The organism is Oscillibacter sp. 1-3 (assembly GCF_000403435.2).
Lineage (GTDB): Bacteria > Bacillota > Clostridia > Oscillospirales > Oscillospiraceae > Oscillibacter.
This window is the reverse complement of record NZ_KE159704.1, coordinates 1-11,788: the sequence shown is the minus strand read 5'-3', so window position 1 is coordinate 11,788 and position 11,788 is coordinate 1. Positions and strand designations below refer to the sequence as shown.

Here is an 11,788-nt window from a genome sequence, read left to right as displayed (position 1 = left end):
CCCCGTCAAATGGGTTTCTACGAATATCCTTTATAAGCAGGTTTACCCGCTTCAGCACCTTCTTGTCTTGCGTCTGCCAGTACAGGTAATCATCCCAGGCTCTATCCTCCCACAGCAGCCGCATCAATCCACCTCGATCAAGTCATGCTCTGCGAAATGGGCCTTTCCATCTTTAACATCCCGCATGACATTTTCCAAGTAGCGAATATTACTTTCAGAGTAAAACGGATCAGCAGAAACCTCAAAAGGAATACGGCACTCTCTGCCGACCTTCTTTGCAAAAATCGTAAACGCAGCACTCATGGAAAGCCCCAATTCAGAGCAAGCCCACTCCATTCTTTTCTTAACGTCTGAATCCAACTTAAAATTGACATTCACTGTCTGCCCCATATACAACACCCCTTTCTGTTTTTATTATATGCCACAATAAAGAAAAAATCAAGAATTTTTCTTTACAACACTGTAAAATAACTCCTATCCATTACAATCACCTAAATGTCCTCTAATCATCCTCGGCCTGTGCTGCTACCAAGAAGTCGCTGGTCATCTTGGACGGCTCCACAGGCACCGTGATATGGCCACTTTCAAACCGCAGCGGCGGTAACGGGCAATCCCACCACTTCCGTATGGTCTTCGGATCAAGGCCGGTTTCCCGGTGACAATCGGCCTTGCGTCCCTCCGGGTGCTGCTGCCGCCATTGATATACCCGCTCCTGCGCTGTTCCACTACCTTGGGGCCTTCCTACAGGGACGGCCTCTCCCAACTGTTTCTTTAACGCCTTCATTGTGTTCATCACTTGAATATGCTCTTTTCTCTTCCGCCAATTCCTCTTATTAACTGGCATAGACATCCCGGAGAGCCTTGCTATATCATCCCTGGGAAACGTCACATAGTCCTCATTGAACATCGAGAGAGCAGCCTCTACATCCTCCCTGGTAAAGCGATTGACCTCCTCGATGCTCATTTCGTCATAAGGCAGAAGGAGAGAATAGGCATCCTGGCGAAGTTCCTCCTCCTCAATCCCACACTTCTTCGCATAGATCGCCAAGGTCATTATTCCATGATAGCGGTGGCCCACACGGATCTCGTCCTGGATACGGCGCAGCCACCAATCGTAGAGATCTCTCTTCACCGTCCAGCGACCTCTCCGCTCGCCCTTCACAATCCGGCGCTCATACCAGTCCGGGTACTTCTCCTTTGCTACCGCCAGAGGCATACTGCTCTTTTTCAAAATGCCCTGCAACTTCTGCCGTTCTCCGTTTGATGCTGGTATGTACTCCAACAGATCATCCAGCTCCACCCGGCCCCCAAACTGAAACGCCACCACAGGATAGCCTTTACCCAATTTCGTCCCGGAACCGACTACCCGGAACCCCTGCATAAGACCCTGCATCTGCGGCTGCTTGATAGAGGACGTGTACCTGTTCCAAATCTGCCGAGTGAGGGAATACTTCAGTTCCTTCAGATAATGCTGGTTTTGCGGATACATAGGAACCGGCTCGGACAGAACATAATACAGGTGCAGCCCTGTCCCGCTGTTCACCACAAAAGTAGCCTTCGGCAAAATATCCTTGTTCATTTGATGCAGCACATCCCGGAGCTGCGGCATACCAACCCCGTCAATATCGAAAACCAGGGCATACAGAAACCGGGCAAATTTTCCTGATCTCTTTTTCCCGTAATATGAAATCGGCGCCATGATGGTAAAATCGGTATCCATCAACTCTTCCAGCATCTTCAAATCGTCCGTAATAATATACCGCCTTGCCTTACCATCCCCCTCAATCCCCAGGGCAATCCCATTGACAGAACCGCCCTTACCAGGCAGAGAAACAGCGATACCATTCGGCTTTTTATCTTCATAATGCCCTTTTCGCTCAAAAGACCCTTCCGGGAAAATCTCCCGGTAAAACTCAAACGGCGAAACCTGTTCTAAAAACTGCTCCAGATGGGCATTCTTTTCCTTATACAAGGCTTGATACTCCTCAACCGTTCCCCGAAAATTAACTATCATGCCACTCCCCCCGCTTAATCTTAAACCAATTCTGCGAAAACATTTTCAAAAACCGTTCAGAATAGCCCTTCATGTCCACCACGAAGGCTGTATATTCCTCCTGCGTCATATCTCTCGTATCTTTTTCCAAGTAATAAATCGAAGAAGGCCCTTCAAATGTATCCCAAATATAACTTGGAATCGCCCCATCAAGCGGAGTGCGCCCCAATAAGGCCCACTGACGAACAGTCTTGCTATCAACAGGCTTAATGCCCTTTTTTCTCTTACCCATAAACCCACCTCTCACAAAAAAGAAAAAGAAGCAAAAAGAAAAAATCCGCTACGGCGGGGACGGGGGAGCCGCCTGCGGGCGGCAAGGGGGGAAAGGGGGAGCCAAAGAGCGGCCCCTACGGGGCCTTAAAGAGAAAGTCACCTCCCCCTTTCCCCCCTTGCTCCGGCTATGGAAATGATGGAAAACCCTACGGGTTTACCACATTCCCACAGCCTCCGCTCACCCCCCTTTTCCCCTCCGACTTTCTCCCTTTTTTTAAAGAAAAATGACGTTTTTAAGTTACGAAAAGACTCCTTAGAGGGCCGTTTATTATCAATGAATTTTTTCCCTATTTTTTGTTATGATTATAGCCTGTCCACCCAGGAATTTCAAGTCCCCTGGACAGGCTATTTTACCACGCCTTTTAAGGCCCTCAGAAGCCACGCAAGCAGACCCAGGGGGAAGGGGCAGCCCCTCTCGCCAAACGCCCACCAAGGCCCTCAGAACGCCGGTTGAAGGCCATAGATCACCGTGCCCGCATATCCGGTGGAACGATGCCCAGGGCCTTCGTGTGCATAAACACCAGCTCCCAATAGCCAGAGCGAAAGTTGGCCCTCAACCTTTGCTGCCCCGCCAACAGTATATTCCGTTTCATGAAATCTTCCTTCACTGAAACATCCTCAATCATACCCTCATACCTTCCTCTGTATCTGGCTGATATTCCTATCTCCATAATCAACCAAGCCCCGTCTTGGGGGAGCAAGTCTCTCTCAATTTGGGTCCTGGCCTCTTCTTCCGTAAAATCGACCGAATAATAGCTTTGCAGCACAGTTTCCCACAGTTTTACTTTCTTCCACTTCTTCCCGTCCCTATAGCGGTATTCTTTTTCTTCTGAAGCAACGACAACATACCCGGTATGCTCCTTCTTTGGCTTCAGCTTCCGGTCAGCGTTCGCCCGTTCTCTGGCGATCCGCAGCAGGTTCTTATTCAAGTCACGCTGATAGGCGCTTTCCCGCCGTTCTTCCTCCAGCTCTCCCTCCATGTCGGCTACCTTTTGCGCCGCCGATGCTTCCGCAGCCTGAACTTTATACCGTGCGTCATTTTCAAGCCGTTGCATCCTCTTCTCTGCCTCATATTTTGTATTCCGGCTCTCCTGCTCCGCAGCAGTGATCCGCCGATGCAGCTCGTTGTACTCCTTCAGCGACATAATCACATGAGAACACTCCGGGTCGGACAGACCGCCAGGAACTTCCTTGTAGCCGCCGAAGGTCCCTTCCTTCACATATTTCGCCACAGCGTTCCCCTCCCTTACAGGCCCCGAATATAGTTGTCGGCCACAACGCTTATACGATTATGACCGAGGGCCTTGCTGCACACCAGCATCGCCGCCTTGTCCAGTCTCTTCCCAGCTTCGTCCTTCCGGCAGACATATACATCGCTCTGATACCGCCGCCCCGTCCCCCGGTTTACCCGGTCATAAGGGATCTCTTTTATCGCCCTGGCATGGGCCTTATAGATGGCCGTAGCGTACTCCGCCCGGTATCCATGAATGTCGGCGCTTTTATGGACATGCTGCCACACCTTTTCCTCTGGCGGCGTGCTACTGATCCGCTCCACGATCTGCTCTGTATTCTTGCCGATAATGGGACTCAGGCGCATCCTGCCGCCCTTCCCATTCCGCACGAAGGTAAAATACTCCCCCTGGAACAGCCGGGTGTCCTGGAGCATGGAAAGCCGTTTCCCGTCCGCTGGCGTTCGCCGGTCCTCCGGGATAGTCTCCAGGCGGGAAATCTCCACCTCGATCTGCGCCCTGGTCACTAAGTCTTTACCCCGCAGCTCCTCCAGCTCACTCCGGCGAAGCCCCGTTCCCCGGCAGAACTTAATCAACTCGTCATTATTGGTTTTGGAGAAATGCCGGTCGCGCACCCGATCCCCGCGGCTCCGCTTAATGTCCTCCCGATTCCGTTTGGGGGGCTTGAAATAATTCTCGTCATCCGGCTGGATGCCGTAGAGCTTGCCGAGGGCCTTCGCCTCAAGCTGGACAGTCCAGGCCGACAGGCCACGGTCAACCTGCGCCTGAAGCCATTCATTGGCGTACTTCTTTGCGCTTTTCAGCGTGGTACACTTCGGATAGTTCTCCCTGATGTACTTGATAAAATATTTTGTGTGCTTCCAATATGCCTTGTAAGTGCTGACAGAGAAAATCTTATCCCTGTCCGTCCCATTGGCTACAGCCGCCTTTTTGCTCTCCCCAAAGGCTTGCATTCCTGTCAGGCGTTCATACGCCTGTTGATGGAGATCCTTTGAGTATGACTTATTTCTCCGGCCCATTTCATCCCCTTTCTGGACTATCCCTTATACGCACCTTTTGTAGCTCTCAGAAGGATAGTTCTGGTATAATTTATTTAATATCAATAATATACACCTCTTGAATATTAGAAATATATTATATAACTTATATATCGGACTCATGTTATATAGCTTATACGTGTTAAAGCCAGGCCGCCTCATGTCAGCTCCAATCGGAGACTCGGCAATCGGCAAAGTACACTTTTTAACGTCTTATGTGTGACGGGTTTGGGAAAACTCCCTACACTTTTTATCTTGCTTATGTGTGCAGCCCTATTTATTACGATCTACGGCAGTTAGGATTCTGTCGGCTCCTTTGTAGAGGGAGCAGCTCTCCGGCAGATTTACAGCATGACCGGCTGCGTTCGGAAGGTGGGAAGGGACACGATACGTTTTACTTACCGTCGCTTTCAAAAAGATTACTCGCTCAGGGTCCATGATGCGCTTTCCAATTCACAAAGGTTACTAAGGCAAGCCCGCGCACCATACAGGTGTATCACCCCTGAATGGCTTCTGATTAGCAAACTGCTAAACCCCCGACCGGCGAACCAGGAGCCGGGACGCTCTGGGCCTAATTACTATTTACCCTCGCCCAGACGAGCTTTGATTGTGCTGCGGCACTCCTTTCCCCACTGACCACAGCAGCGATTTTCTATGGCAGCAGGAAATTATTTCCTGCTGTTTTTAGTATAGCATAGATTTCCGGGGCAGTCAAGATATTCCGATTATGTTAGACATAACGGTTTACCCGTTCATATATAGTGTAAACGGGTAAACCGTTATGCGCATAAAACTACGAATGGGTGCAAGTCATACTGCACCCATTCGTCTTATAATCCAGACTAATGAAGCACATCACCATGGGCTACAATATCTTCATCTTGGTAAACGTATTTACTTGCATCTAAGCCTTTTTGTATATCCGTCGGTATATGCGCAATACCATTTATATACCACCATTTACCATCAATCTTACCAACAAAATTATAAACACACTCATACTCTTCTTCTGAATAAAACGGTGTTTGCTCCGACTTCATTAACATAGTAAATGCGTACAGGTTTTCGTTTACTTTTTCAATGCGCTCTATCTGATAATCTATCAACCTATCTCCAGATGCAATATAAGCTGATTTTATAAACTCATCTTCAAAATGCATATATTGGGATGACACTTCTACTCCCTCTTTGTATGCTTCCATATAATCATCAACAACTGCAAGCACTTCATCTGGAACCGACACATCATTTTTGCTTTGTAGCCCTCTCAGCAGGAAAAATGTGGTTACCGCTAAAACCAAACATACAAAAGGAAGACTCCGATTTATCATTTTTTGTTTCATCTAAATCTCCTCTTCTACAAACCAGCCCTGCTCCCATGTAAGTAGCAGGGCTGGTTCTTCAAGACTTTGTAGATATTTTGCTAAATGGTGTTTTTAGATATTATACGGATTTTTTGAAACAGAAAAATTCAATGTTCCAGAAACAGTGCCCGATCCGCTTTCGTTTGTAATGTGTCCATAGTACGTCGTCGAATTTCCCATGTACAAATACCCATTTCGAATTTTCGGAATCCAGCTGGTAGACCAAGTGCCAGAATCAAAATAAATAGGCATGACTGTATAAAATGTGTCCTTGTTTGCATTGTATGAACAAGCTCCGACTTTTACATCACTGCCGCTTGTGTCTGTAACCTTTCCTGTAATCAACAGCCCCTCCCCAACAAGGCCATCAAAAGCTCCGCCAGTAAAATTCTTTCCAGGCGCAGAATAGGTGGTCAAGAGTTTGCTAACATTATTTGCAGTCATTGAAAACGGCAATCCGCTAGATCTAGCACTCCTGATGTCAGTATCTTCAAGCAAAAAACCATCTTCGTCCGCACGAGATCCAATAGGTTCCCCTTGTACAAGAATGAGGTCTTGAGACTGCTCTATAGAACTGGTTGGAGAAGCCGCAAAAGCACTCGTTGTACATACCATTACAAGCATAAGGACAGCGGAAACAAGCCGAATGTACTTTTTCATTTCTATTCCTCCATTTTCCGTGTAAAAAGTCAACTTGGATAAATTTGTTTTATAGTTTGTCCATCTTTAAAACAAATTCGATTCACCTCCGCAAGTGCATCATCAAAAATATTTATTTTGACTGGCCATGGTTTTCCTCGGCGAAGACATAACCCTTCTGAATAGACGGTAATCTGTAATACTTTATCTTCTATGAAATAATCATATCCCAAAAAGTAGATTCCACTATCCCAGGTGTCAATTTCTATGAAGCACTTTTCAGAGGTCAAAGAAATACTTTTTACATAAAGGTTCACAAATGATTGAGAAATGCCAGATGATACTATGCCGCAAACTATCAAAACAGTGATAACCGCTATAGTTAAGAAAACAGCAAAATAATTAGCAAACCTTCTTTTACCGGTCATAATTTGTACTAACGTACACAGCGCTTAATGCCGGGTTTGCATTGAGTTGGGAATAGTAAACCCTGTCATGATATTTCACAGCAGCTCTTGAAGTATAGTTTGTCTGCTGAATATTATGAGCCAGATTGTAGGGCGTGCAAATTATTCCAGCAGAAATTTTATTGGGAGAAATTTGATTCCATGCACCGGAAGCAAACGCAGAACAATTATCTGCCGCATTCCAATAGTCGTGTCTAAGAATATAAGTGTTCAAAGTGTCTAAACCGGAAGAGTCAATATTATAATTTGTAGAAACTCTTTTAGAATACGCACTATTTGTTTTAATGAAATACGACTCTAAGTTATACCATAGACCCGTATGCTCCGACTTGTTCCCCCACGTTCCCAAGGTGATTTGTTTCCCCGCAGGTAACGTTCTTTTTCCGACCATAATTGTTCTGTTTGATGTATTTTCCACAACAATCCAAGCATGGGTTCCGGTATTGATTGCATGCCCAGAACTACCAATCGTATTGTCCCCAGAGCCGTCAGAAAAAATTTTAACAGTAGCGACTGTTGATCCGTTACTTGCAGTTGCACTTGCAGTTTGTGCATCTTCTACTCTCTGCTCAATGCAATCATAGTTGTCTTTATAGTACTCAATAGAATTAAAGAGCAAATATGCATCTAGTTCTTCCTCATGTCCTGTCATCGCATTTTTTGCAGATTCATAGTTGCTCTGAAGATACAAAATTGTACCTTCTAAATCATTGGTACTATTGCAATCTGGGAAAGCATCTTCGACAAGTTCCGTAGTAGACTGATCGTATTCATCAAGTTTAGCAAAAACATCATCTGCCTCTTGATCTGTCAGCCCAGTTACAACACAATAATCAAATTGAATTGTATTGTAAATCACTTCATCCTTCTGCCCTTGACCATAGGCATTTTCAAAATCTACCGAGGCGGCTAAGCTTGTAGTTACCAGGAAGAGACTTGTAATGAATGTCAACAAAAGTAATCTGCCCTTTTTCATGTGTATACCTCCACTAATACTGATATAAGAATTTTGATTCTACAAAGATAATACTTACACTAACATCACATCCTTTTTAATGTTCCCCTTAAATTATTGGCCCAAAGGGATGTATCCCTTTGGGCCTGCCTATAGGCAGGCCCGGTTTTACCTTCCAGTTGCCGTAACAGTTATGTCCGGTCTGACCTGACCATTCACTGTCGCAGATAAGACCAATTTATATGTCTGCCTTTCCGCAACAGTGTAGGTTTCAGAAATTGTGACAGAGCCTTTTCCTGATGCGCTCCATGACGTAATGGTCTGAGCGCCTTGTTTCAGGGTAACAGTAATTGAAATTTCATCCTCCTGGTTCCCACTACTATACTTCCCGAAACAATATGCCGTTGTTCCGCTGATCTTCAGTGTCGGCCTACCAGAAATCGCCCTTGCGCTAACAGCAGATGCAGCCGGAGCCATGATCGACACGGCAAGAAGAACTACCATCAGCATAGGCACAATCCGTTTTTTCATAAAAAGCACCCCCTCTCTGTACTGAATAAGGCGCTGCTTTTCGCAGTCACCATATTAACGCAGAGAAAGGGTGCTTATCTTACATAAATTTTGCAAAAATTTCTTTACTATCCTATTCGTTCAACACTTTTCGCTAATTCAACCAGCTTTTTACTGTCAAAAAATCCGTCAATTACAAACTGAACTTCTTCCTTTTTATCAAGCCACGTTATTAAATTACTCTGATTTATATCTTTTGATATATATACATGGCCTAAAAAATCATTATCCTTTATTTCAATAATATCCATATTGTCTGTCTCTATTTCTACGGCAGTCCCCTCTTCCACTCTCATATACTCAAATCGGATTACTCCCCCCTCCGAATTTTCGTAGAATATCTCTACATCGTTCGGCGATTCAACGGGCATCCCCGTTTCCTTATATCCAAATGGCAAGTCCGCAATTTTATATTGTGGCATTTTTGTAAATGACGGCTCTCCAAAAAAACGATATATAACACTAGACTCATACCACTCAGCAACCCAGGTAATAATGGCGGCACGGGCAGTCGGGCTCACTACCATAATTGAGCCAACCGCTACAGAACATATCAATAAAAATACCGCTACACTCTGCAGACACCTCGTCCAAGCCGATCCTCGATGCCATTCCTTAGCCCACTTATTCGGATTAGAGAGCATGCGCAACATCTGCCATTTGAAATGTTCTGATATGACCACAGGATCTTTTTCATGAAGCTCCTCCTCAAATTCCATGGCAGCTGCATCTAACAGAATGTTTTTCAAAGCCAAATTCTCGACCGCTTCCATCATTGCACATACCCCTCCTCTCGTAGCTTTTTCATAAGTAGCGCCCTGCCACGATGAATCCGAACATCGACCGTTGATTCTTTCAAAGACAGTGCAGCAGCAATCTCCTTTGTGCTGCGTTCCTCAACAAACCGCATTTCTAAAATTGCCCGATATATTTCTGGCATTTCTCGTATAATCTCTATAACATCTTTTACATCATCGGTCTCTGGTCCATCATTGTATCCAATAAAATTATCATCAATTGGCAGTTCTTTTCGGCGCTTTCTTAATATCGTTATCGCTTCATTCTTTACTATAATGACGAGATATGCACCTCTTTTCTTACAGGGAACGTCTAATATCTTCTTAAAGTTCTCAGCTACTCTTACCCATGCATTTTGAACTGCATCCTCAGCAGCACTCGCATCGTCAGGAAAGTACCGCTTTGCTACTCGAAGCATCGCATTTCCATACTCATTATATAACTCGACAAAAACATCTCTATCTTCGTCGGTTTCAAGAATAGACAAGAACACCAGCAATTTTATCCCCCCTGTTCTCTATTTCTATTTCTATAAATATTCTACCAAGTTTTCTACTTTCCCTCGTTATTCTTTATTTTTTTATACTCGACAAGCTCCTTCTCATGCCCTGCCCTAAACTGTTCCATCAGATCACCAACTACGTCGCTGATACTCCTACGCTGCACATAGGCAATCTTCTGTATATCCTCATACAGACTCGGCAACACCGACAAGCTCACCCGCTTCTTGATCTCCCGGCCCTCCTTCGGGCGGCCTCTCCCGCTGCCGGCAGCAGCCGGCGCACCATCAACGATGCTTCCTACAATCGAACCCCTCCGGCGGATCTCCCTATCCTCAAACTTAGCCATTCTCTTTCTCCGTCCTTTCAAATTTTTCTGCAATGATCATGTCTGCAATTTTATTGTACTCTATGGAAATTTCGCTGCCGGGCGTCTGCTCCACTACCGCCAGTCCGTCATAAATGCCTTTCTTGGCGACTGCCAGCCGTTTAATCACGCCCAGGAGGTTATACTCTTTCCTCAGCGCAGCCAGTATCTCATTGTCGTCCGCCACTCGCTTTTCATAAAGCGTCGCAATGACCCCCAGCACCTTCAGCTCCGGGTTAATCAGCTCCTGGATCTCCTGGATGCTGTCCTGGAGCTGCGTCAGACCACGATAGGCCAGATAATCCGTCTTGACGGGGATAATCACACCGTCGGCACAGGAGAGCGCATTGATCGTCAGGATGGAGAGCTGCGGGGGGCAGTCTACCAGGATGAAGTCATATTCCCCCCGAACCGGCCGCAGGGCCCGGTCAAGAATCTTCTCCCGGCTGGCCCTGGACAGCAGCTCCATCTCCATCGGAGCCAGGTCAATGATGGAGGTAACGATGTGCAGCTGGTCGCTGATCTGCTCGATGCACTCGCTGACCGGCACACCGTCTTTTCTCAGAACATCTACAATCGTCCTCTTTACCTCCAGCGGCTCCAGGCCCACACTGATCGTCAGGCTGGCCTGGCTGTCCAGGTCGATCAAGAGGACCCGCTTTCCCTTAGCCGCCAGGGCCACGCCGAGATTGTGCGTCGTTGTGGTCTTCGCCACACCGCCCTTTTGATTTGCGATTGCTATAACTTTCAAATCCTTCACTCCTTATTTCATTTATATAGTCTGCATTTACTATTTAAGTTATATAAATTATATTGCTTATTCCTTAGATTGTCAAGCAGAAAGCGGTGCTCCAGGAACGGAGACACCGCTTTTTATTTCATATACACAAATTATTTATTTTATATAACTTAATCTTGATATATACTTTATGTCTTCACAAACAATCCTATAGGACAAATATCCCTAAATCCTGGCGTTGAGATGTACCAGCAGCCAGGGCCGGTCGGCTCCCAGCTCACCTCCAGGGTAATATCATGCCACCCATCCGGGAACAGCGCCGTGAAACTCTCGCCAGCATGAATGCCCCGGCCTTCCAGGAGCAGCCGAGGGTGCGGATCAGCGTCCGCCGGGGCCGGTAACTGAAGCTGTGCAAATCTTGTTTCCTCTGCCATACGTTCTAATTCCTCCATGGTTTTGACAATGCCTTGACCGGCTCGAACCTGGGCAAGCCCTCTCTCCAATTTTCCAATGTAATCCTGATGTGTCACCGCAGTTACTCTCCAATTCAATCATAGTGGCCCCGGCAAGACACAACATAGATAATCCCGTCTTGCTCATAGTACACAATCCGATTGGTTTCATCAATTCGCCTGCTCCACCACCCGCTAAGGTTGTTCTTCAGCGGTTCCGGCTTCCCAACCCCGTCAAATGGGTTTCTACGAATATCCTTTATAAGCAGGTTTACCCGCTTCAGCACCTTCTTGTCTTGCGTCTGCCAGTACAGGTAATCATCC

16 protein-coding genes are annotated in these 11,788 nt (G+C 46.3%); all 16 read right to left on the bottom strand.

Annotated features, from left to right (window positions below; genetic code table 11):
* Positions 1 to 124, bottom strand: a 124-nt coding sequence (locus tag C816_RS22495) for a type II toxin-antitoxin system YoeB family toxin (protein WP_016324511.1), incomplete at its 3' end; no start/stop codon positions are given.
* Positions 124 to 390: a type II toxin-antitoxin system RelB/DinJ family antitoxin gene (locus C816_RS06330; RefSeq protein ID WP_016324510.1), complete on the bottom strand. Its 267-nt coding sequence runs from the start codon at positions 388 to 390 to the stop codon at positions 124 to 126. The genes C816_RS22495 and C816_RS06330, both read right to left, overlap by 1 nt.
* 112 nt (positions 391 to 502) lie before the next feature.
* Positions 503 to 1,972, bottom strand: a complete 1,470-nt coding sequence (locus C816_RS06325) for a bifunctional DNA primase/polymerase (protein ID WP_242832148.1) — start codon at positions 1,970 to 1,972, stop codon at positions 503 to 505.
* Between the two features lie 31 nt (positions 1,973 to 2,003).
* The gene (locus C816_RS06320) at positions 2,004 to 2,285 is read right to left on the bottom strand and encodes a hypothetical protein (RefSeq protein ID WP_016324508.1); all 282 of its coding nucleotides are present in this window, start codon (positions 2,283 to 2,285) and stop codon (positions 2,004 to 2,006) included.
* A 505-nt stretch (positions 2,286 to 2,790) separates the two neighbouring features.
* Positions 2,791 to 3,558 carry a hypothetical protein gene (locus tag C816_RS06315; protein WP_016324507.1) on the bottom strand — a complete coding sequence of 256 codons (768 nt, stop codon included), beginning with the start codon at positions 3,556 to 3,558 and terminating at the stop codon, positions 2,791 to 2,793.
* Positions 3,559 to 3,572: 14 nt separating this feature from the next.
* On the bottom strand, positions 3,573 to 4,529 hold the full coding sequence (locus C816_RS21640; protein WP_051147052.1) for a hypothetical protein: 957 nt from the start codon (positions 4,527 to 4,529) through the stop codon (positions 3,573 to 3,575).
* A 926-nt stretch (positions 4,530 to 5,455) separates the two neighbouring features.
* Positions 5,456 to 5,956 carry a hypothetical protein gene (locus tag C816_RS06305; RefSeq protein WP_016324505.1) on the bottom strand — a complete coding sequence of 167 codons (501 nt, stop codon included), beginning with the start codon at positions 5,954 to 5,956 and terminating at the stop codon, positions 5,456 to 5,458.
* A 93-nt stretch (positions 5,957 to 6,049) separates the two neighbouring features.
* Complete coding sequence (locus tag C816_RS23505) at positions 6,050 to 6,637, bottom strand: hypothetical protein (protein ID WP_016324504.1); 588 nt, start codon at positions 6,635 to 6,637, stop codon at positions 6,050 to 6,052.
* Positions 6,638 to 6,666: 29 nt separating this feature from the next.
* Positions 6,667 to 7,044, bottom strand: a complete 378-nt coding sequence (locus tag C816_RS23500) for a hypothetical protein (RefSeq protein WP_155978938.1) — start codon at positions 7,042 to 7,044, stop codon at positions 6,667 to 6,669.
* Positions 7,034 to 8,059 (bottom strand): hypothetical protein, encoded by a 1,026-nt coding sequence (locus C816_RS21635; protein ID WP_016324503.1) that lies wholly within the window; start codon positions 8,057 to 8,059, stop codon positions 7,034 to 7,036. Before C816_RS21635 ends, C816_RS23500 begins: the two co-directional genes overlap by 11 nt.
* Positions 8,060 to 8,206: 147 nt before the next feature.
* The gene (locus tag C816_RS06295) at positions 8,207 to 8,569 is read right to left on the bottom strand and encodes a hypothetical protein (protein ID WP_040655028.1); all 363 of its coding nucleotides are present in this window, start codon (positions 8,567 to 8,569) and stop codon (positions 8,207 to 8,209) included.
* Between the two features lie 107 nt (positions 8,570 to 8,676).
* Positions 8,677 to 9,384 (bottom strand): DUF4367 domain-containing protein, encoded by a 708-nt coding sequence (locus C816_RS06290; RefSeq protein WP_016324502.1) that lies wholly within the window; start codon positions 9,382 to 9,384, stop codon positions 8,677 to 8,679.
* Positions 9,381 to 9,899 (bottom strand): RNA polymerase sigma factor, encoded by a 519-nt coding sequence (locus tag C816_RS06285; protein ID WP_242832149.1) that lies wholly within the window; start codon positions 9,897 to 9,899, stop codon positions 9,381 to 9,383. Before C816_RS06285 ends, C816_RS06290 begins: the two co-directional genes overlap by 4 nt.
* 59 nt (positions 9,900 to 9,958) lie before the next feature.
* Positions 9,959 to 10,255 carry a hypothetical protein gene (locus tag C816_RS06280; protein WP_016324500.1) on the bottom strand — a complete coding sequence of 99 codons (297 nt, stop codon included), beginning with the start codon at positions 10,253 to 10,255 and terminating at the stop codon, positions 9,959 to 9,961.
* Complete coding sequence (locus C816_RS06275; protein ID WP_155978937.1) at positions 10,248 to 11,033, bottom strand: ParA family protein; 786 nt, start codon at positions 11,031 to 11,033, stop codon at positions 10,248 to 10,250. Before C816_RS06275 ends, C816_RS06280 begins: the two co-directional genes overlap by 8 nt.
* Positions 11,034 to 11,559: 526 nt before the next feature.
* On the bottom strand, positions 11,560 to 11,788 hold a 229-nt coding region (locus tag C816_RS06265), incomplete at its 5' end, for a Txe/YoeB family addiction module toxin (RefSeq protein ID WP_016324498.1).